17 protein-coding genes are annotated in these 20,985 nt (G+C 68.5%); 8 read left to right on the top strand and 9 right to left on the bottom strand.

The features are described 5' to 3' along the window. Positions 1-123 precede the first annotated feature (123 nt). Positions 124-807: an SRPBCC domain-containing protein gene (locus ACIQF0_RS35915; protein WP_401037217.1), complete on the top strand. Its 684-nt coding sequence runs from the start codon at positions 124-126 to the stop codon at positions 805-807. After that, the gene (locus ACIQF0_RS35910) at positions 804-1,631 is read left to right on the top strand and encodes an alpha/beta fold hydrolase (protein WP_401037214.1); all 828 of its coding nucleotides are present in this window, start codon (positions 804-806) and stop codon (positions 1,629-1,631) included. Before ACIQF0_RS35915 ends, ACIQF0_RS35910 begins: the two co-directional genes overlap by 4 nt. On the opposite strand, the gene ACIQF0_RS35905 is transcribed toward ACIQF0_RS35910, so the two are convergent. From ACIQF0_RS35905 to ACIQF0_RS35895, 3 genes are read right to left on the bottom strand one after another with little or no spacing between them, the layout of a single operon-like run. Continuing rightward, entirely contained in the window at positions 1,541-2,746 is a 1,206-nt protein-coding gene (locus ACIQF0_RS35905) for an MFS transporter (RefSeq protein WP_401037212.1), read from the bottom strand. The two genes, ACIQF0_RS35910 and ACIQF0_RS35905, sit on opposite strands and share 91 nt — an antisense overlap. Before the next feature lie 19 nt (positions 2,747-2,765). Next, positions 2,766-3,353 carry a Pr6Pr family membrane protein gene (locus ACIQF0_RS35900; protein WP_401037210.1) on the bottom strand — a complete coding sequence of 196 codons (588 nt, stop codon included), beginning with the start codon at positions 3,351-3,353 and terminating at the stop codon, positions 2,766-2,768. A 24-nt stretch (positions 3,354-3,377) separates the two neighbouring features. Then, positions 3,378-3,776 (bottom strand): DUF2000 family protein, encoded by a 399-nt coding sequence (locus ACIQF0_RS35895; protein ID WP_401037207.1) that lies wholly within the window; start codon positions 3,774-3,776, stop codon positions 3,378-3,380. A gap of 50 nt (positions 3,777-3,826) precedes the next feature. Between ACIQF0_RS35895 and ACIQF0_RS35890 the strand changes: the two genes are divergently transcribed. Further along, complete coding sequence (locus ACIQF0_RS35890; RefSeq protein WP_401037204.1) at positions 3,827-4,588, top strand: AraC family transcriptional regulator; 762 nt, start codon at positions 3,827-3,829, stop codon at positions 4,586-4,588. A 4-nt stretch (positions 4,589-4,592) separates the two neighbouring features. Next, positions 4,593-7,184, top strand: coding sequence for a BTAD domain-containing putative transcriptional regulator (locus ACIQF0_RS35885; protein WP_401037201.1), 2,592 nt, complete (start codon positions 4,593-4,595; stop codon positions 7,182-7,184). A gap of 110 nt (positions 7,185-7,294) precedes the next feature. On the opposite strand, the gene ACIQF0_RS35880 is transcribed toward ACIQF0_RS35885, so the two are convergent. Next, the gene (locus ACIQF0_RS35880; RefSeq protein WP_360043808.1) at positions 7,295-7,888 is read right to left on the bottom strand and encodes a DUF305 domain-containing protein; all 594 of its coding nucleotides are present in this window, start codon (positions 7,886-7,888) and stop codon (positions 7,295-7,297) included. A 4-nt stretch (positions 7,889-7,892) separates the two neighbouring features. After that, on the bottom strand, positions 7,893-8,642 hold the full coding sequence (locus ACIQF0_RS35875; protein ID WP_401037198.1) for a lytic polysaccharide monooxygenase: 750 nt from the start codon (positions 8,640-8,642) through the stop codon (positions 7,893-7,895). 283 nt (positions 8,643-8,925) lie between these two features. Here ACIQF0_RS35875 and ACIQF0_RS35870 point away from each other — a divergent pair, with 283 nt between their 5' ends. The 3 genes from ACIQF0_RS35870 (at position 8,926) to pip (ending at position 11,051) form a co-directional block, all read left to right on the top strand. Continuing rightward, positions 8,926-9,399 (top strand): hypothetical protein, encoded by a 474-nt coding sequence (locus tag ACIQF0_RS35870; protein WP_401037195.1) that lies wholly within the window; start codon positions 8,926-8,928, stop codon positions 9,397-9,399. 76 nt (positions 9,400-9,475) lie between these two features. Continuing rightward, on the top strand, positions 9,476-10,018 hold the full coding sequence (locus tag ACIQF0_RS35865; RefSeq protein WP_360043799.1) for a DUF305 domain-containing protein: 543 nt from the start codon (positions 9,476-9,478) through the stop codon (positions 10,016-10,018). A gap of 85 nt (positions 10,019-10,103) precedes the next feature. After that, complete coding sequence (pip, locus tag ACIQF0_RS35860; RefSeq protein ID WP_401037191.1) at positions 10,104-11,051, top strand: prolyl aminopeptidase; 948 nt, start codon at positions 10,104-10,106, stop codon at positions 11,049-11,051. On the opposite strand, the gene ACIQF0_RS35855 is transcribed toward pip, so the two are convergent. From ACIQF0_RS35855 to ACIQF0_RS35845, 3 genes are read right to left on the bottom strand one after another with little or no spacing between them, the layout of a single operon-like run. Beyond that, positions 11,048-12,592, bottom strand: a complete 1,545-nt coding sequence (locus tag ACIQF0_RS35855) for a tannase/feruloyl esterase family alpha/beta hydrolase (protein ID WP_401037189.1) — start codon at positions 12,590-12,592, stop codon at positions 11,048-11,050. The genes pip and ACIQF0_RS35855 overlap by 4 nt on opposite strands. Before the next feature lie 45 nt (positions 12,593-12,637). Continuing rightward, positions 12,638-14,611, bottom strand: coding sequence for an amino acid transporter (locus ACIQF0_RS35850; protein WP_401037188.1), 1,974 nt, complete (start codon positions 14,609-14,611; stop codon positions 12,638-12,640). Between the two features lie 27 nt (positions 14,612-14,638). After that, entirely contained in the window at positions 14,639-16,768 is a 2,130-nt protein-coding gene (locus tag ACIQF0_RS35845; RefSeq protein ID WP_360043787.1) for a diguanylate cyclase, read from the bottom strand. 335 nt (positions 16,769-17,103) lie between these two features. Between ACIQF0_RS35845 and ACIQF0_RS35840 the strand changes: the two genes are divergently transcribed. Next, entirely contained in the window at positions 17,104-19,773 is a 2,670-nt protein-coding gene (locus ACIQF0_RS35840; RefSeq protein ID WP_401037184.1) for a BTAD domain-containing putative transcriptional regulator, read from the top strand. Here ACIQF0_RS35840 and ACIQF0_RS35835 read toward each other — a convergent pair whose 3' ends face one another. Continuing rightward, positions 19,774-20,982, bottom strand: coding sequence for a peptidase inhibitor family I36 protein (locus tag ACIQF0_RS35835; RefSeq protein WP_401037182.1), 1,209 nt, complete (start codon positions 20,980-20,982; stop codon positions 19,774-19,776). It abuts the gene before it with no gap. Positions 20,983-20,985: the final 3 nt, after the last annotated feature.

The raw sequence follows: 20,985 nt of genomic DNA, 5'->3' as shown, positions 1-20,985 counted from the left end.
GTTCGGTGTGGCGAGAACGGAACCACCGACAATATTTTTTGTCAAGACGAGTCTCGCTGTCTTGACGAAGAGAATCGTCGGGAGCAGGATGAGACCATCCACGAACCAGGACAGGGAGAACCGATGGGCCACGAGTTCACGAGCACCGACGATCTAGAGGTGCCGGCGTCAGTCGAGGACGTCTGGACGGCCATCGCGACGGGGCCGGGCATCGACTCGTGGTTCATGGGTCGCAACGAGGTCGCGAACGGCCAGGTCAAGATGGCCTTCGGCGGGTACGAGCCGACGAGCGCGGTCACCGCGGCCGAACCGGGGCGGCACTTCGCGTACGACAGCGGCAAGGCGCCCGACGGCCGGTTCGTCGCCTACGAGTTCCTCGTCGAGGGCCGCGAGCACAGCAGCACCGTGCTGCGGATGGTCACGAGCGGCTTCCTGCCCGGCGACGACTGGGCCGACGAGTTCGAGGCGATGACCCTGGGCGGAGCACTGTTCCGGCGCACGCTGCTCGAGTACCTGACGCACTTCCCCGGCCGCACGGCCCGTCCGCTCACGGTCTTCGGGCCGATGATCACGGACTGGGACGAGGCCTGGAAGAAGCTCGACGAGGCTCTGGCCGAGAAGCTCCCGGACGCCGTCGAGTTCCACCGCAACGCCCACACTCTCGCGCTGCGCACCGACAAGGGCATGTACCGGTTCATGCGCGGGTTCTTCGGCCCGGTCATCGCCGCACACAACGTCTTCGAGGGCGACGAGTCCGAACAGGACTGGCAGGACTTCCTCGACACCACCTTGGGAGAGCAGAAATGACGCGCTTCACGACTTCCGCCGACGGCACCGAGGTCGCCTACTCGATCACCGGCTCCGGGCCCGCGCTGATCATCGTGGACGGCGCGATGTGCCACCGCATGTTCGGCCCGACCACCGAGCTCGCGTCGGTGCTGGACAAGAACTTCACGGTCTACACCTACGACCGGCGCGGCCGCGGCGAGACCGGTGACGGCGCGACGCCGTGGTCGGTGGAGCGCGAGGTCGAGGACATCGACGCCGTGATCAGGGAGGCCGGCGGCAGCGCGTTCGTCTTCGGCGTCTCGTCGGGCGCGGTGCTGGCCCTCGAAGCGGCGTCACGACTGCCGGGCATCTCGCGGCTCGCGATCTACGAGGCGCCGTTCGTCGTGGACGACACCTACAAGCCGCGGCCCGCGGACATCGTGCGGCAGATGAACGACATGCTGGCCCGCGACGACCGCTCCGGCATGCTCTCGGCGTTCATGAAGATGGTCGGCACGCCCGGCTTCGGTGTCGCGATCATGAAGCTGACCCCGGTGTGGAAGAAGCTCAAGCTCGTCGCGCACACGCTGCCGTGGGACCTCACGATCCTCGGCGACGACGGCCGCGGTTCGAAGCTGCCGGCCGACCGCTGGACGGTGAAGGTGCCGACCCTCGCGATGGACGGCGGCAAGAGCCCCGAGTACCTCCGCAACGCCATGAAGAACGTCTCGGAAGTGCTCGGGGCGGACGCGGAGTACCGGACGCTGCCCGGTCAGACGCACATGTACAAGTCGTCGGTCATGGCGCCGGAACTCGTGGAGTTCTTCTCCCGGGCCCAGCGCACCGCCGGTCCCATCGCGTAACCCGCCACGACGAACAGCCCGCCGACCGCGAGCCACCCGAGTGCTCCCCAGCCGAGCACGACGGTGGTGAGCAGGGCCGGGCCGACCATGCGCGCGACGGCCGTTCCGGTCGCGAAGAAGCCCTGGTACTGGCCCTGCCGGTCGGCGGGCGCAAGGGCGAAGCTGATCTCCCACGCGCCGGAGGCGAGCATCATCTCGCCGAGCACCTGCAGTGCGGCGGCCGCGATGAGCAGCGCCGCCACCGGCCAGGCGCCGACGCTGAACGCCGTGGTGGCGAAGACCGCGCAGGACGCGAACATGATCAGCCCGGAGTGCTTCACGAGCTTCGAGGCCTCGGTGAGGCCGGTGGCGCGCCGGGCGATCCGAACCTGGAACAGCACGACCGCCGCGGTGTTGAGGATCAGCAACCCGGCCGCGAGCCACGTCGGCGCCTCGGTCCGCTGCACGATCCACAACGGGATGATCAGGCTCAGCAGCGGCATGTAGAGCAGCATCACGGCGTTGATCAGCGTGATCAGCGCGTACGGACGGTCCTTGAGGACGTCGAACTTGCCCTTCGCCCTGGTCATCACGGTCTCCGGCAGCGTGCTCAGGACGATGGCCGCGATGAGGAACGCGACCACGTCGAGCACGAACACGGCCGTGTACGCGACCTCGCTGCCCAGGTGCAGTGCGAACCCGCCCGCCGCCGCACCGATCGCGATGCCCGCGTTGGCCGTCGACTGGATCCGCGCCCGCGCTCGGGTGCGTTCCTCCGGGGTGGTGAGGCCCGCGAGGAGTGCCTGCCTGGACGCCTGCAAGCCGCTCTGGAAGCTCGCGTACAGGCACATGACCAGCACGAACGCGGCGAAGTTCCGGGTGAGGAGCAGGATCGCGATGCTGGCGGCGGTGGCGGACGCCAGCACGACGGCCGTGGTGCGCGGGCCCAGGCGGTCGGCGAGATGTCCCAGCGCGACGCCCGCGACGGCTCCGACGCCCCAGGCGAGGGTCAGCGCGAGGCCGACCCGCGCCGCGCTCAGGCCCACGATCTGGGTGAAGTAGAGGGCGGAGACGACGAGGAATCCGCCGTCGCCGATCGAGTTCGTCAGCTGCGCGTATGCGAGTCGCCTGGTCATGTCTTAGACCGTAGGACGGTTATTGGCCCTGGTCGTGGGACAAGGAGACGCTGCGTTTCTGGGCCAATTTGGTCCCCACCCACGACACGGCAAAGGCCAGCACGATGAAGACCGCGGCGACGAACACGCAGGTCAGGAGCACATCGGCGTAGCCGTTCCGACGGGGATCCATGAACGGGTAGGGGTACCAGCCCACAATCGGGCCCCTGACCAGCGTGTACACCAGGTAGGCGAGCGGGAAGGACAGCCAGATCCACCACCGCCGGGTCTTCTCGGGCGCGAGCAGCCACTCCACCGCGACGAGGATCGGCACGATGATGTGGAGCACCCAGTTCGCATAGGCCGGGGTCTGCACGTCGATGCCCTGCAGCAGGAACGAGTACACGAGTCCGGTGGTGGCCATGTAGAGCACGGCAGCGCCCCGGATCTGCGGCGACACCGCCCTGAACGCGCCGAGCAGCGCCACCACGGCCGCGAACAGGTTCGACAGCACCGTGAAGTAGCTGAAGTGGTTGGCCGGCTGGAACCTGTCGCCCAGCACGACCACCAGGTACACCTCTGCCGAAAGCACCAGCAGGAACACGGCCATCCGGAGCAGCTTGATCACGCTCAGAATTAGAACGCGGTTTGGTCAGGGGTGCATCCGGGCGCCCTTGAGGATCTTGTCCACGGCGTTCTTCTGGCCGTGCACCGCGATGCCGACCAGGTCGAGGTCCTGGGTGTGCACCTTGCGCACGGCCGCGCGGTTGTCCTCGTCGTTGCCGGTCGCGAACAGGTCCGCGGTGAAGATGCTCATCGGCTGACTGCGGTTGAGGGCGCGTTCGTGGGCCTTCTTCAGCAGGCCCTGGTCCCCCTGGAGCACCACGACGGGCTGGCCGAACATCGGCAGGTAGTGCACGTCGTCGGCATCGACGTAGGGCTCGCCCCTGAGTTCCGCGGGCAGCGCGCTGACGAGGAACGCGGTCACGTTCAGCGCCTGCCAGCCGGCCAGGTCGTCCCGCAGCAGCACAGCGATCTTGGTGTCGAACATGGACTCCACGATCGCGGGCACCCGGCCGTGCGGTCTTGTACGTTTTTGACATGAGCGTCACGGCTTGGCGGCCGGACGTGGAAGGCATCAAGGAGGTCTTCCACGCCTCCTTCACCACGCACGTCTACCCCGCGCACACGCACGACGCGTGGACGTTGATGGTGCTCGACACCGGCGCCGTTCGGTACGAACTGGACCGTCACGAGCACGGCGCGCTCGTGGACGGCGTCACGCTGTTGCCACCGCACGTGCCGCACGACGGCCGGTCCGCGCACCCGACCGGGTTCCACAAGCGCGTGCTGTACCTGGACGACTCGGTGCTGCCGTCCGATCTGATCGGCAAGGCCGTCGACACACCGATGCTGCCCGATCCACTGCTGCGCCAACGCATCCACCAGCTGCACCTGACGCTGGACGAGCCGTTCGAGGCGGCGAGCAGGCTGGCGTTGATCACCGAACGCCTCACGCACCACTTCGCCGGCACCGCGCCCGTCGTGCACGCGGATCCGACGCTCGCCGACCGGTTGCGGCAACTGCTGGACGCCTCACTGCCGGACGGGATGACCCTGAACGAGGCCGCGCGGGAGTTGCAGACGAGCCCGACCAACCTGGTGCGGGCGTTCAGCCGCCGGTTCGGGCTGCCGCCGCACCGCTACCTGACCGGGCGCCGGGTGGATCTCGCCCGCGGCTATCTCATCGAGGGACGGCCGGCGGCGGAGGTGGCGGTGCTGGCCGGGTTCCACGACCAGTCGCACCTCACACGCCACTTTCGCCGTGTGCTGGGTACGAGTCCCGGACGCTTCGTACGCTGACACCGTGCACATCGGCATCCTCGGGCCAGTTGAAGCGCACTCTCCCGACGGCAAGATCGCGGTGGGTGGCCCACGGCCGCGCACCCTGCTGGCGCTGCTCGCGATCCGGGTGGGGGAAATCGTCCCGCTTGACCGGTTGGTCGACGAGCTCTACGGCTCCGAACCGCCATCCGACGCCGCGAATGCCTTGCAGGGCCAGGTCTCGCGCTTGCGCCGGGCGCTCGGGGACACGTCGCTGATCGAGTTCCACCCGGCCGGCTATCGCCTGGCGCTGCCCGCCTCCCAGGTCGACGCGCACCGGTTCGTCGCGCTGGCGACAGAGGGCCGGCAGGCGTTGGAGCAGGGCGACTCGCAGGCGGCGGAATCCCTTTTGTCCGAAGCACTTCAGCTCTGGCGCGGTCCCGCGCTCGCCGACGTTCCGCTGGCGGACCACGCGACTCGCCTGGAAGAGCAACGCTCCGCCGCCTCGGGTTCGCTGATCGCCGCACGGATCCGGCTCGGCAAGGCGGACGTTCAGGAGATCCAGGACCTGGTGCGGCAGAACCCGTTGGACGAACGCCTGCGCGGCTACCTGATGCAGGCGCTGAACCAGCAGGGCCGCCAGGCCGAGGCGTTGCAGGCGTTCGAGGACGCGCGCGCCGTGCTGGCCGACGAACTGGGCACCGACCCGTCCCCCGAACTGCGCGCAGTGCACCTGCAGGTCCTGCGCGGCCAGACCCACCGAGAACTGCCGGCCCAGCTCACCAACTTCGTTGGCAGGCAGGAGGAACTCGCGCGGATCGCCGCGCTCTCGTCCCGTCTCATCACCCTCACCGGTCCTGGCGGCGCGGGCAAGACCAGGCTCGCGCTGCAGGCCGCCGGTCCCGGCGCGATCTTCGTGGACCTGGCGCCGGTCAAGGACGTCGCGGCGGCGGCCCTGCAGGCGTTGGGGCTCAAGGAAACCGTGCTGGAGCCCGAAGACCGCCTGACGCTGGCCCTGCGCGAACGCGACACGTTGCTGATCCTGGACAACTGCGAGCACGTGATCGTGCAGGCCGCCCAGCTGGCCGGGCACCTGCTCAGCACGTGCCCGTCGTTGCGCATCCTCGCCACCAGCAGGGAGGCGCTCGGCATCACCGGCGAGACGCTGTGCCCGGTGCCGCCGCTGGACCCCGAGCAGAGCGTGGCGCTGTTCGCCGACCGCGCCCGCCTGGTCAACCCCGCGTTCGTGCGCGATCAGCACACCATCGACATCTGCCGGGAACTGGACGGCCTGCCGCTGGCGATCGAACTGGCCGCGGCACGCACCCGCACGCTGACCACCGAGGAGATCTCCGACCGCCTGAACGACCGATTCCGCCTGCTCACCAAGGGGAACCGCGCCGCAGCACCCCGCCACCAGACCCTGCGCGCGGTCGTCGAGTGGTCCTGGGACCTGCTGTCGCAGGACGAACGCGACCTGGCCGCGTGCCTGGCCACGTTCAGCGGCGGGGCGACCCTGGAGGCCGTCGAGGAGGTCTGCCGGCACGACATCGAGGTGCTGGACGCGTTGGTGGACAAGTCGTTGGTGGAGGCGACCGACGGCCGGTACCGGATGCTGGAGACCATCCGCGAGTTCTGCTCGCAGCACAAGCGCGTCGACGCCGAGCACGCCGCGTACTTCCAGGAACTGGCCCGCCGCGCGGATCCCGAGCTGCGCCAACGGGATCAGGTGCGGTGGTTCACCCGGCTCACGGCCGAGCACGCGAACCTGGTGCAGGCCCTGGAATGGACCACCTCGTTCGCGCCGGAGCAGGCGTTGCGGCTCGTCAGCGACCTGGCCTGGTACTGGTACGTGAAGGGCAGCCGCACGGAGGTCCAGGGCGCGGCCCAGAAGTTGCTGGCGCGGGTGCCCGAACAGTCCACAGAGGAATACGCGATCCTGCTGGCACTGGCCGATCCGGAACGCGTGCAGGAGAAGTTCGTCGAGTTGCGCGGCCCGATCAGGCAGCCGTTCGTGCTCATCGCGTGGGCGATGCTCGCCGGCCCGCCCGACCCGTCCGCGCCGCGCACCGCGTTGCAGGACGAGATCGAGAGCAGCGAGGACCCCTGGATCAAGGGCCTGATCGGCTTCAGCAACTCCTACACCGGCTGGACCGTGCGCGGCGACCGCCCGCTGGCGATCCAGCAGTCCCGCGAGGCGTTGCGGCTGTTCCAGGAACTGGGCGAACGCTGGGGCTCGGCCCAGGTCCTGGACGTGCTGGCCACGTTGACCGAGGACCCGGCCGAGGCCCTCGCGCTGACGGACCAGGCGCTGCGCGCCGTCGCCGAACTGGGTGCGCAGGAGGAACTCGCCGAGCTGCGGGGACGGCGGGCCGACCGGTTGCTCGACATCGACGAGGCCCAGGCGGAACGCGACTACCACCAGGCGCTGGCGATGGCGACGCAGGCGGGCCTGTCCGCCACGCGGGCGCTCGCGAACGCCGGGCTCGCCAAGATCGCCCAGCGCCGGGGCGATCCGGCGCTGGCCGAGGAGTTGCTGCTGACAGCGCAGCGGGAACTCGGGTTCGGGTGGATGCACAAGGCGGCGAAGGAACAGGTCGAGGCCGCGCTCAGCGAACTGACGCGCGGCCGTTGAGTCCAGTGGCGTGACGCGGAACGTCGGCGAGGTGATTCACGCTCAGCAGGGCACCACGCGGTGCCCCCGTCTGACCGCGAATTCCCCCGGCAACCTTCCGCGCCAAGCCACTATCCGCCGAGAACCTTCAGCATCTGCGCGACCTGGCCCTGCCGAGTGGTCATCACCCGTTCCGCATAGGCCGTGGTCTCCGGGTTCATGCCGTCCTTCTTCTCGGTGAGGGCCATCTCCACCGCGGCACCCTGATGCCCGGCCATCAGGTTGAGGAAGTTGAGGTCGAACTCCGCTCCGCTCTTGTCCTTGGTCTCGTTGATGACCTTGTCGTCGAGCAGCGGCTGACCACCGTGGGCGGCGTGCAGGTTGGCACCGTCGCCTTCCGGCTTGTCCCAGAGCTTCAGCCACGACTTGAGCATCGTGAGTTCCTCGCGCTGGGTCACGTCGATCGCGCTCGCGAGGTCCTTCGCCTCCGGTTTGGTCGCCTTCGCCAGGCCCACCTGCGAAAGGCTGATGCCGAGCTGCAGGTGGTCCACCATCATCTGCACGAACATCACGTCCGCGTCGTTGAACCTCGCGCTGGCACCCGGAACGGGTGGTGCGGCGGAAGACGCGCCGTGCCCGTGAGCCCCTTGGCCCTCCGGCACGATCGCCTCTCCGCCGCACCCCGCCAGCGCCAGGACCGCGACCGCGATCACCAGGCGCTTCATCGGATCAGATCTTCTCCCACAGCGCCGCCACGTTCGGCGGTTCCCAGCCGGTCAGCGAGGTGTGCGCCTGACGGCAGCGGTAGGTCGAGCCGCCGTAGGTGACGGTGGAGCCGACCGCGTACGACGTGTTCGGCGCCCACGTGCCACCGGCGGGCGGTTGCTGCGTGGTCGTGCTCGTCGTGGTGGTGGGAGGAGGCGTGGTGGTCGTGGTGGTGGGCGGCGGGGTCGTGCCGCCACCGTTGATGTTGAGGTCGATGCACGAGTAGAACGCGTTCACCGTGTCGCCGATGTTCCAGATGGCGTAGAGCTTCTGGCGACCGGAGAACCCGCCGAGGTTGATCGTGTGCGTGGTCGGGTTGTTCGGCTGCTGGTTGTTGCCGGCGACGTAACCGACGCGCGTGCCGCCGATGAAGTACTCGTAGTCGCGCGTGGCGTGCCGGGCGGTGAAGGTCCAGGTCAGAGACAGGGTCTGGCCGGTGTTGGTGACCTTCCAGGGCAGCCCGTCGTTGTCGAGCGGCGCGAACGCGCCGTTCGCGCCGCTGCAGTTCTTCAGGCCCTTGGGGCCCTCGGCGCTCTGCGGCTCGTACTTCGCCTGACCGCACAGGTCGACGGAGACGTCGCCCCTGGCGCACTGCGCCGAACGGCTGGCCGGCGACGACACGTAACCGTGTGCGCTCGCCGAACCGACCGGCGTGATGAGGACGATGGCAGGGACAGCGGCCATGAGCAGCACCGCTTTACGCATGATTTTCATTCGTCCGAACTCCTTGGATCGTTCCCAGACGGGATGGACCCGTAGGCAGGGGGCGGGAACCGGGAGCGCCTCAGATGCGCTCGCCGATCCAGTTTCGGTCTGTGGTCTAGACCATAAACCGGTGTTCAGAAAGTGGTCAAGTAACCACCGGACGCGAACGAAAAATGGTGCACACCAACAAGTCCACGCAAGCAAGTGGTCCTATCGCTCCGCCATTCGGGTCACCGGATCAGACCAGTCGGTCCACTGGTACGAACTCCCGCCCACTGGGTAACCCCACGACATGCGCGAATTCGACGAGCCCAGCAGGGCGGCCGGCCCCGGCGTTGTCGCCGACGGACCCGCGGGTGCCCCCACGGTCCTCGTGATCGATCCAGCCGGAGAAGCGGTCCACAACGAGATTCCCGCGACCTGGCGACCACTGACCGACTACCTGCGGGTGGTGTGGCTGCGGGTTCCCGCGGCGCCGACCTGGAAGTCCACAGTGGACACCGTGCTGACCAGGCACAGGGACGACACCAGGACCGTGCTCGACGTGGTCGCCAGCGGACCGATCGCGGCCGACGTCATCGAACTGGTGGCCGCCCATCCGGACCTCGTCCGCTCGGTCCTGCTGGTCGACCCCGAGGTAGCGGTGACCGCGCCGTTCGCCCACGTCATCGCCCATGCCGGCGACACGCGGGCACCGCTTCCGCTGGGCCATCCCGACGTGGTCCAGGGCGTGCTGGCCGCACTCGAACTGCACCGAACCACTTAGGTTCCGAAACTTTCGCTGAACCGGACACTTCGGCCACCCGTATCCCTCGTCAGGGAACCGCGAGACGGGAGGCTTCATGCGAGCGCGTCTGCTCATCATCGTGCTAGGGCTGCTTGCGCTGACGGGCTGTTCATCGGTCGGCGGCGGCAACTCCGGCGAACCGGCGGCCAACGAGGCGGACGCGACGTTCTCGTTGCAGATGATCCCGCACCACCGCCAGACGATCGAGATCGCCAAGGTCGCCATGACGAAGTCCAAGGACGAGTTCGTCATCAACGTGGCCGACAAGATCGCCAACGCCGAGTCGGGCGAGATCGAGCAGATGGCCACCTACCTGCGCAGCTGGAACATCCAGGTGCCCGGCGACGACGCCAACGCCACGCACAAGATGGCGGGCATGATGACCGTCAAGGACGTCGAGGCGCTGAAGTCCGCCACCGGCAAGCAGTACGACGACCTCTTCCTCGCCACCCTCTCCCGTCACCTCCGCAGTGGCGTGGACATGGCGAAGAACGCGCAGGCCAAGGGCGAGCACATCGGCTCGAAGGCGCTGGCGGGCAAGATCATCGTGTCGCAGTCCGAGGTGCTGGACCAGATCAGCGCCAAGCAGAAGTCCTGACACCGCACCAGGACCGGTACGCCAATCACACGTCCGCTGCGAAACGCAGTGGGCGTGTCGGCGTCTCCTCACTAGCCTCGCCGCCATGCACCCACAGGTGGAGCCCTACGCCCAGGGCATGCTCGACGTCGGCGACGGCCAGCTCGTGCACTGGGAGGCCAGCGGCAATCCGGACGGCAAACCGGCGTGCGTGTTCCACGGCGGCCCAGGATCCGGCTCACATCCCCGCTGGCGCGAGGACTTCGACCCGGACCACTGGAACCTGATCCTCTGGGACCAGCGCGGCTGCGGCCGGAGCACCCCGTCCGTCGCGGACCCCGCGACCAGCATGGAGCACAACACCACCCAGCACCTGATCGACGACGCCGAGAAGCTCCGTGAGCACCTCGGCATCGAGAAGTGGCTGCTGGCCGGCGGTTCCTGGGGTTCCACCCTGATCCTCGCCTACGCCATCCAGCACCCCACCAGGGTCAGCGAGATCATCATCCCGGCGGTGACCACCTCCCGCCCCGAGGAGCACGCGTGGATCACCCGCGGCCTCGGCATGTTCTTCCCCGACTACTTCGACGCCTTCCGCGACGGCGTCCCGGAGGAAGACCGCGACGGCAACCTGGCCCTGGCCTACAACAGGCTCCTCAACTCACCCGACCCGGCAGTCAGGGAGAGGGCTGCCTGGGACTGGAGCAAGTGGGACCTGTCCACGATCACGGGCGGCGACAACGACTTCGAGGGCACGAGGTACGCCGACCCCGTCACGCGCTACCGGCTCGCACGAACCGTGACCCACTACTGGGGCAACGAGGCGTTCATCGAGCCGAACCACATCCTCGACAACCTGGACAGGCTCAAGGGCATCCCCGGTGTGCTCATCCACGGCCGCAACGACTTCGGCGGACCGCTGCACACCGCGTGGGAGGTGGCGAAGAGGTGGCCCGACGCCGAACTGGTCATCCTGAACGACGCCGGCCACGAGATCATGAATGGCAGCAGCATGGACCGTGCCATCACCGCTGCCATCCAGAAGTTCCGCTAGGGCGCGACGGGCCCGGACCGGTAGAGGTCCTCACCGGCCCAGCGGATGCGGTCCCTGAACCCGAACCCGGGTGCGGCAACGAAGTTCGCCTCGTCGTCCACCGAGCCCGTTCCGTCGTACTTGGCGCGCAACGGATACGGGAACACCGGACGAGTGCGCACGACGTTGCCATCCTGGTCACGGCCTTCGGCGATGATCCGGGACGGCGCCTGGCCGCCCTCGACCCACGACACGAGCGCGCGGAACGGGTCGAAGGTGGTGAGGGTGTCGCCGCCGTCGCAGTGCCACATCGACGGCACGACGAAGAGCCTTGCCCAGGACGGGTTCCTGCCGCCGGTCAGCCGCTGCCAGTAGTCGAGCGTGCTCTCGAACGGGATGCCCTGGTCTCCCGCGCCGTGCCAGATGAGCAACTTGCCGCCGGCGCGCTGGAACGCGCGCAGGTCCAGCGACAGGGCGTTCGCCTTCACGGTCTCGGGCACCAGGCGCCGGAACTCGCGCGTGGTGAACTCGAAGGACTCGAGTGACGAGTGCGGCTTGCCGATCGGGTAGAGGAGGTGCTTCAGGCCGTTGTCCGCCAGTTCCGCGGCGACTCCCCTGCCCAGGCCGGGCGACGGGTTGAGCCAGAAGGTCCACGAGATCTCCGAGCCGTACGGCTGACCGCCGGGGTAGAGCCGCACGCCCTGGTCTGCCGGTCCGGCGTAGAGACGGCGGACGCGGGCGATCTCGTCGTCGGTCAACTGGCCCGCGAGCGTTCCCGGATCGAACTCGCACAGGCGCGGGTCGTCGATCTGGCCGTCCACCAGGCCGTCCAGTCCGTCGCAGGCCGCCATGACCGCGTTGTGCAGCACGAAGATCTTGTCGTTCGGGATGGTGTTGCGCGCGATCCACGCCTGGTAGCCGATCAGCGCGCCGTAGTACCCGGCGGGCGCGGCCGCGATGATGCCGTCGAAGTCACGCGGGTAGCGCTGGGCCAGCAGCAGGCCCTCGCGCCCGCCGTTGGAGCACCCGTTGAAGTACGACTTCACCGGCGCCTTGCCGTAGAACACCGAAATGATGTGCTTGGACACCTTCGATAACGCGTGGGGCGCGCGGAAGAAGTAGTCGTCGCGGGCCTTCTGGTCGTTGGCGGCCCAGGTCGCGTCGAACGGGTTCTCCAGCGAGACCTGATGACCGTCGTCCGTGGCCGCCACCGCGGCGTCACCGAAAGCGGGACCGCAGCCGGCGGGAAAGGCCGGATCGCGGGTGATTCCACAGAATCCGCCACAGCCGTACTGGAGGTAGCGGCCCTGGTAGCCACGGGTCGGCAGCTTCAGCTGGAAGCCGATGTTCGGTGAGATCGTGCCGCGGACGTCGCAGAACTCCGTGGCACCGGCGACAACCGCGGCCGACGTGACCTGGGTGCGAGCGTCCGGAACGTCGAACGAACGGACCAGGTCAGCGCATGATCGTACTGGCCGGAAAGCGGAATCGGCGGCGGCGGGAGCGATCCCCGACACCGCCGTTCCCAGAACTATGAGTGCTACCAACAACTTGCGCGACATGGCGTCCTTCCCCCTGTAGTCGGACGTACAGGGGGAGTCTTCCAGCTAACCGACGTGCACGCGTGGCCGTCGAGTCGGATCCGATTCAGCCGAGCGGATGATTTCCCGTACCACCGGAGGCGTATCGCCGCGGCCGAGGATCAGGTAGCGGAAGAGGTGCCCCAGCGGGTTTCCCTCCGACCACTCGAAGTGCGCGTGCGGGATCACGCCGGTCGAGTCGCGCAACGCCAGCAGGATCGCCGCGATCGCGTTCGGCGCGGCAGGAGCGGAGGCACGCAGAACGCGATGCCCGTCCACCTCGACGCCGGTCACGCACAGCACGTTGCTGAACGCCGACGGGTCGACGATGTCGATCTCCAGGAACATCACGTCCGCCGAGCCCGGCACCGGGTTCATGCCGCGCTGCTCGGACTCCTTCTCGTCGTACTCCGCCTTGTCACCGGCCTGGCGGCGGTTCGCGATCAACGTGATGCGCCCGTCGTTCTCGATCGTGTCGGTGATGAACCTCCGCGCGTCCTCGTCGAACTTGATCTTGTCGACGCGCAGCTCGGTCGTGCGGGAGATCCGCGACACCAGTGAGATCACCACGATGCCGAGGATGAAGCCGAACGAGATCGTGATGCCGTCCGGCTTCTCGATCACGTTCTCCACCAACGCGTACAGCAGCACCAGCGTCAGCACGGTGAAGCCGATCCCCGCGCCCCGCTGCCCCTTGCGCCACGCGGACACCGTCACGGCGAACGAGCCGGAGACCATCATCGCCAGGATGCCGGTGGCGTAGGCGCCGGCCTGCGCGTTCACGTCGGCGTTGAAGATGATCGTGATGATGATGCAGATGACCGTGTAGACGATCACGACGGGACGAACGGCGCGTCCCCACTCCGGCGCCATGCCGTACGAGGGCAGATAACGCGGCACGATGTTGATCAGACCCGCCATCGCCGAGGCGCCGGCGAACCACAGGATCAGGATGCTGCTGATGTCGTAGACCGTGCCGAACGCCTCGCCGAGCAGTTCGTGCGCGAGATACGCCAGCGCACGGCCGTTCGCGGGACCACCGGGCGCGAACTTCTCCTGCGGCACCAGCACGGTGGTGATGAACGACGTCGCGACCAGGTAGACGGACATGATCAACGCGGCGGTCGTCAGCAGCTTGCGGGTGTTGCGCACCCGGCTCTCCAGGCGCTCCTCCGGCGTCTTCCCGTCCGCCGCGACCAGCGGCATCATGCTCACGCCGGTCTCGAAGCCGGACAGACCGAGCACCAGCAACGGAAACGCCAGAACCGCCGGCCCGATGACGCCGAAGACCCCGCCACCGTGCGAGCCCAGAGCCGAGATCCAGCGATCAAGCGCGTCCGGCGTCGCGAAGACGTCCACGAGCCCCACCACGGCCAGCACGGCGTTCAGGGCGAGGAACACCGCGACCAACGGGATCGCGACGCCCACGGCCTCGCTGAAGCCCATCAGGAACACGCCGCCGAGGATCAGCAGCAGCACGATCGTCAGCCAGAGCTCGGCGCCGTGCAGCGACTCCGGCACGTACGGGTTCTCCAGCGCGTGCACCGAGGCGTCGGCCGCCGACAGCGTGATCGTGATGATCCACGACGTCGCCACGAACCCCAGCAGCACCAGCACGAAGATCTTGCCGCGCCAGAACGGCAGCAGGTCCTCCAGCATCGCCACGGAGCCCTGGCCGTTCGGGCTCTCCCGCGCCACCCGCCGGTACATCGGCAGCATGCCGAGCAGCGTCAGCGCCACGATGAGCAGCGTCGCCAGCGGGGACAACGCGCCGGCGGCCAGAGCGGCGATGCCGGGCAGGTACGACAGGGTGGAGAAGTAGTCGACGCCGGTGAGCGTCATGACCTTCCACCACGGGTGCGGTTTGGCGTGCGACTCGTGGCTCTCCGGACCGGACGGCGCCACGCGGTCCGCGAGCAGCCACCTGCCCACCGGCCCGCCAGGCGGCGCCGGTCGTTCCGGACTCGGGACCTCGGCGGGGATGGCGAACTCCGTGCTCATGGCGCGAAGCATGCCATCGTCAGTTGATCAAGGCCTGAACTCCGCCGGAAAACCCGCCTCCTGAACGGACAAACCGGACGGACGCAACATTCCGATGCTGCCCTGGGTGTGCAGGTCGAGGAACATGTCCACTACGTCCGGATCGAACTGTTCGCCCCGGCCTGCCCAGAGTTCCCGTCGTGCCCGGTTCTCGTCCAGTGCGGTCTGATGTGGACGATTCGACCGCATCGCGGCCCACGCCACGCAGACGGACAGGATCCTTGCTTCCGCACGGATGTCCGCGCCGCGCAGCCCGTCCGGATAGCCGGCGCCGTCGTAGCGTTCGTGCTGCTGCCTGATCACGTGCGCCACGCCCGCGAACCCCGGCACCATCCTGGCGAGCCGGTAGCCGAAGTCGGGGTGCTGGCGCAGCAGCCGCCATTCCTCTTCGGACAGCGCGCCGGGCTTGGTCAGCACGACCTCGGGAATGATGACCTTGCCGATGTCGTGCAGGCGACCGGCGAGCTGCGCGACCCTCGTCGTCGGCGCGTCCAGCCCGAACTCCCCCGCCGCCACACCGGCCCAGCGCGACACCGAACGGCTGTGGTCGTAGCGGTGCAGCCAGCCGTCCACCCGGTCCGCGACCTGACAGAGGAACTCCGCCATCGCGCCGTCGGTGTCCGGGTCGACCGCGGGCAACGGCTCCGGGCCCACCGCGATCCTGTTGCGACCCGCCGCTTTCGCCGCGTACAAAGCGCGGTCCGCGATCACGACGATGTCGTCGGGACCGTCGCCGTGCGTCGGAAAGCTCGCCGAGCCGACCGACACCGTGACGGACAACGGGATGTCGTCGTTGCCCGAGTTGACCGGGATCGGCTTTTCCGCGACGCGTTCGCGCAACCGGTTCGCGATCACGGACAACCGGCCGGGGCCTGCTTCCGGGACGAGCAGCGCGAATTCCTCGCCACCGTAACGAGCGAGGACTTCACCGGATCGGGAAGCCGCGCGCAGCCGGGCCGCGACCTCCATCAGCACGTCGTCGCCGGCGGGATGGCCGTAGTTGTCGTTGATGGACTTGAAGCGGTCGACGTCGATGATGAACACCGCGACCGACCCGTCGTTGCGCCGGGCGCGGGAGATCTCCAACGGCAGCTGGGCTTCGAAGAACCGGCGCGTGTGCAGGCCGGTGAGGCTGTCGGTGATCGCGAGTTTGCGCTGGTCCGCGACGAGCCCCGCGAGCCTCGCGATGATGAGCAGCGACAGCAGCGCGCTGCCCGCGGCGATCACCAGGACGTCCTGCGACGACTGGCCGACGTCGTGCACCAGCATCAGCACCGGCGCGGCGAGGGCGGCCGAGCACAGCGCGATGATCCGGCCGCGGCTCAGGCCGACGTCCTTGACGTGCGCCCGGTCGACGAGCCGCGCCATCGTCGGGTGCAACGCCGCCGCGCCCATGCACAGGTTCGCCGACAACCAGATGGCGTCGAGGAAGTTGCCCGCGTGGTAGCTGCCGTCGAGGCGCTGCAGCACGTAGATGGTGTCCGCGGTCAGGATGCCCAGCAGGTTGGCCGTCAGCAGGACGAACGCGCGCGGCCGAGGTCCTGCCCCGAAGATCAGTCGCAGCGCCACCACGAACAGCGCCAGGTCCATCATCGGGTAGCCGAGCGAGGCGATCTTCACCAGGACCGGTGAGGTGAGACGGGCCTGCGGGCCGATCACGTAGAGCCAGGACGCCATGCCCGCGACGACCGCGAGGACGGCGGCGTCGAGCAGGCTCGGCAGGTCGAGTCCCGGGGTGCGGCGGCGGATCAGCAGGATCACACCCGCCACCATCAACGGGTAATGGCCCAGGTAGAAGATGTCCGCGTACGACGGGTAAACCGTGTACTCGAAGATGTAGTGCGATGCGTAGAACGTGAGGTCGGCGATCGCGTAAACGACCTGGCTGAGTGCGAGGAACACCCATGGCCGCCGCCATTGGGGGCGGTTGCGCTTGACACCGGCGAATGTCGCGATCGCGGCCGACGCGCTGATCGTGCAGTAGAGCACCACCCGTACCGTTTGCCCCGTTGTCCCCGCGGGACTGACCGGAATCAGGTAGTAGACACCCAGCAGCAGGTGACCTGCCACCAGGTACATCCACCACGCCCCGGTGTGGCCGGTACGGAAGATGGTCACACGAGACCCCTCGTTCTACGACTTTGGTCGAGCCACGTGATGATGCCCGACTTGGGATGATCGCGGCACCGTCGTTACTCCAATGAGGTGACCCACTAATACGACGCTACCGCAAATCACGGTTCTGCTTTCCGCGTTGATCTCGGGTGTCGACGATCCGTGCCCGCGGGTGGTCCCCGATCGATTTTCGCACGACTTTTCGCTGCTTGGCCGTGATTCACGCACCTCGTACCACCGATATTTCCGACCCGTTGGTCGGTAAGCGACCTTCGTCGTTGACCGTTGCTCGTTCTGGGCGGGGTGAGAGCGGCGATCAACGGACTATCGTGAGAGCCGTGGACGGCGTTCGGTTCGGGGTGCTGGGACCGCTGCTGGTCACACACGGGCGGCGGGACGTCCGCATTCCCGCTGGCCAGCCGAGACAGGTCCTGGTGCTGCTGCTCCTGCACACCGGTCAGACCGTCAGCGTCGACCACCTCATGTCGGTCCTCTGGGACGGCGATCCGCCCGCCAGCGCGCGCAAGGCCGTGCAGGTGCACGTCTCGCAGCTCAGGAGAGCCCTGAAGGACCTTCCCGGCGTGTCGCTGGAGTGGTCGCGGCAGGGCTATCGGCTCGACGTCCCCGACCGGTCGCTCGACCTGCAGCTCTTCCGCGACGCCCAGGACCCCGACGAGGCGCTGGCGCATTGGCGCGGACCGGCGCTGGCCGAGCTGACCACGAACACCCAGCTCGCGAACCAGCTGGAGGAAGAGCGGCTCGGGGTGGTCGAGCGCCGCGCCGACCGCGCGATCAAGGACGGCCGGCACCACGAGATCATCGGAGAGCTGACCGGGTACGTCGCCGCGCACCCGACCAGGGAACGGCTGCGCGGAGCGCTCATGGTGGCCCTGCACCGCAGCGGACGGCAGGCGGACGCGCTCAGGACGTACGACGAGGGCCGCCGGCTCCTGGCGGAGGAACTCGGGCTCGATCCCGGCCAGGAGCTCAAGGATCTGCACGCCGCGATCCTGCAGGGCGACATCCCGGCCGTGCCGCGCGAACTGCCCGCCAGACCCGACCCGTTCGTGGGGCGCCGGGCGGAGATCGAACTGATCACCGAGGCCCCGGACACCGTGATCGCCGTGCACGGACCGGGCGGTCAGGGCAAGAGCGCGCTCGCCACCGCCGCGGCGCACGCGATGGCCGAACGTTTCCCGGACGGACAGTTGTACGTGGACCTGCACGGCGCCACACCGGGTCGTTCGCCGCTCTCCCCCGCCGAGGTGATCAGGCGGTTCCTGCGCGCTTTGGGCACCCCGCCGCTGGCCGTGCCGACGGACCCGTCCGAGGCGGCCGCGCTGTACCGGTCGACGCTGGCCCGGCGCAAAGTGCTGGTGCTGCTGGACAACGCGGTGGACGCGGCTCAAGTGGGCCCGCTGCTGCCCGGCGAACCGGGTTCCGCCGTGCTGATCACCAGCCGCCGGATGCTGGCCACGCTGAGCGCCCGGCACGTGCGGCTCGACCCGTTGCCGCGGGACGACGCGCTGCGGTTGCTGGGAGACGACAGCCCGGCGGCGGAGCAGGTCGCGAAGGCCTGCGACTACCTGCCGCTCGCCCTCACGATCGCGGCCGCACGGCTGCGGTCCCGGCCGGACTGGACGACCGCGACGCTGGCGAAACGGCTCGCGGACCAGCGTCATCGGCTGGACGAGCTGCACTTCGACGACCTGGGTGTCCGGTCGAGCTTCCAGCTGGGCTTCGAGGGCCTGAACGCCGGCTCGACCAGGGCGTTCACCCTGCTGTGCTGCCTGAACGTGCCTTCCGTCAGCGAGTCGGTGGCCCAGGCGCTGCTCGGCCAGGACGACGTGGACCGCGCGCTGGATCCGTTGGTGGACGCCAAACTCGTGGAGCCCTGTGGGCCGGAGCGGTACCGGGTGCACGACCTGCTGCGGTTGTTCGGCGCCGAGCAGGTGAACGACGAGAGGCACGACGCTCTCGCCCGTGCGCTCACGCACTACCGCGAAACCCTTGCCGCTGCCTTGAAGAAGCTGCGGCCGCACGCTTACGGCGCGCTGGGGTACGCCGCTGCCGGCGATCTCGACGAGCCGTTGCGGTGGCTGACCGACGAGGCCGAGAACCTGCTGGCGGCAGCGCGTTCGGCGGTGGCGGAACCGGCACTGGCCGACCACTCCCTGGCGATCGCGCACATGCTCTACCCGCATCTGTTCAAACAGGACAGAGTCGCGGAGCTGGTCGAGCTGGGCCAGATCGCGGACCAGGCCGCCCGCACCGTCGGAAGCTCGGCCGCGTTGCAGACGGCGCTTCTGGTGCGGTCGGCCGCGAACCGCAGGATCGGCTCGTTCGAGACCGCCCGCGCGCAGCTGGAAGAGGTGCTGGAGGCGCGCGCCGACGACCCGTTCGGGCAGGGCCGCGCGCTCGCCGGCATCGGCACGATCCAGCGGGAACTGGGTGAGCTGGAGCAGGCCGCGGAGACCCTGGCGCAGGCGATCAAGCTCACCGAGGAGCACGGACCGGCCGGCGCGCAACGGGTCCCGTTGTCCGCGCTGGCCCAGGTGCACCAGGTGGCCGGACGGTACGACCAGGCGCTCGACGCCGCCGTGCAGAGCCTCGGGCACGCCCGTGAGCACGCGGACGAGGCCGGCACTGCCTACGCGCTGGCGTCGCAGGGGCAGGCGCTGTTCAAGCTCGGGCGGCTGGCCGAGGCCGAGGCCGCGCTGAGCGAGTGCATCGAGCTGTGCCGCGTGACGGGCGAGCACAACGACGAGTGGCAGGCGCTGCTGTGCCGTGCGGAAGTGCTGCTGGCCGCGGGGAGACCTGAACCGGCCACAAAGGACGCTGAACGCTGCCTGGAGATCACGAGCGCTCGCGGGGACCGTTACGGCGAGGGTGTCGCCCGTCTCGTGCTCGCCAAGGCAGGGCTGGAAAAGCACGCGGACCGGGCGGCCGAACTGCTCGGCACACCCGGTCTGCGTCGGGACAACCTGTTGGACAGCCTGATCAGCTGATCAGTCGCCGTAAGGGTTCTGCATCGAGACGTGGACGTGGTCGTAGTGACCACCCGTCACACCGCTGCCCGCGGTGTAGGTGCGCCAGCCTTCGGACGCACGGGCCACGCTCCAGATCTTGCCGTCCCAGATCACGTAGCGGACGTCGAGCCGGACCGCGTGCTGCTTCAGCCAGTTCGCGAGCTTCCAGCCCTGCGCCTCCTGCGAGGCGTTGGGGTACTGGCCGATCGCGTTCGAGATGGTGCAGTCGAGCGCGTTGCCGGTGTTGTGGTTGCTCGTCGAGGACTCGCCCGGACGGTAATCGCCCACGTAGCACTGACGCTCACCGGTCAGGTCCGCGATCTGCGTGCGCACGAACGCCGTGCGGGCAGAGGCGTTCGGAGCGCGAACCGCCTGCGACGGGTTCGTGTTCTCCGGCGGCGTCGGGTAGGGACCGGGGTCGCCCGGGTCGGGGTCCGGGTCGCCGCCGCCGCTGTCGCCGATGCGGTGGGAGGCGTTCTCGTTCTTCAGGCCCGCCTTGAGGTTGGCCTTGCCGCCCGCCGCGATCGTCTGGTTCGTGCCACCGTAGTTGCTGTTGAAGTACACGGTGACGGGCTTGCTGGTGCGGTTCCAGACCGACGCGGCGTTGTTCTTCACGCACACGCCCTGACCGTTGCCGGAACCCTTGAACTCGTAGCAGCTCGGCTGGCTGTCACCGTAGTTCGCGACCGAGGTCTCGAAGTCGGAGACCGAACCGTCCTGGTCGCTGTTGTAGTACAGGCAGAACTCGTCGTCGTTGCAGACGCCGTCACGAGCCTCGGCCGGCGATCCGATCCGGTGCGACGCGTTCTCGTTCTTCAACCCTGCCTTGAGGTTCGCCTTGGCACCGGCCCCGATGGCCTGGCTGGTGCCGCCGTACCCGCTGTTGAAGAACACGGTGACCGTGCTGCCCATGCGATTCCAGACGGCGGCCGCGTTGTTCTTCACGCAGACGCCCTGGCCGTTGCCCGCACTCTTGAAGTCGTAGCAGGACGGTTGGCTGTCGCCGTAGTCGGAGATCGACGTGTCGAAGTCCGACACCGAACCCTGCTGGTCGCTGTTGAAGTAGAGGCAGAACTCCCCTGCCTCGCAGACTCCGTTGCGGGCCGTCGCCGCGTTCGCCGGAGCCGTGCCGAACAACACGCTGAGCAGCGCACCTGCGAGCGCTACGAAGGTCAGTCTTCTTAACACCGT

The organism is Lentzea sp. NPDC092896 (genome assembly GCF_044754905.1).
In the GTDB taxonomy this organism is placed as follows: Bacteria; Actinomycetota; Actinomycetes; order Mycobacteriales; family Pseudonocardiaceae; genus Lentzea.
Note: the sequence above shows the minus strand (reverse complement) of the source record. Positions and strands in the feature narration are given on the sequence as shown.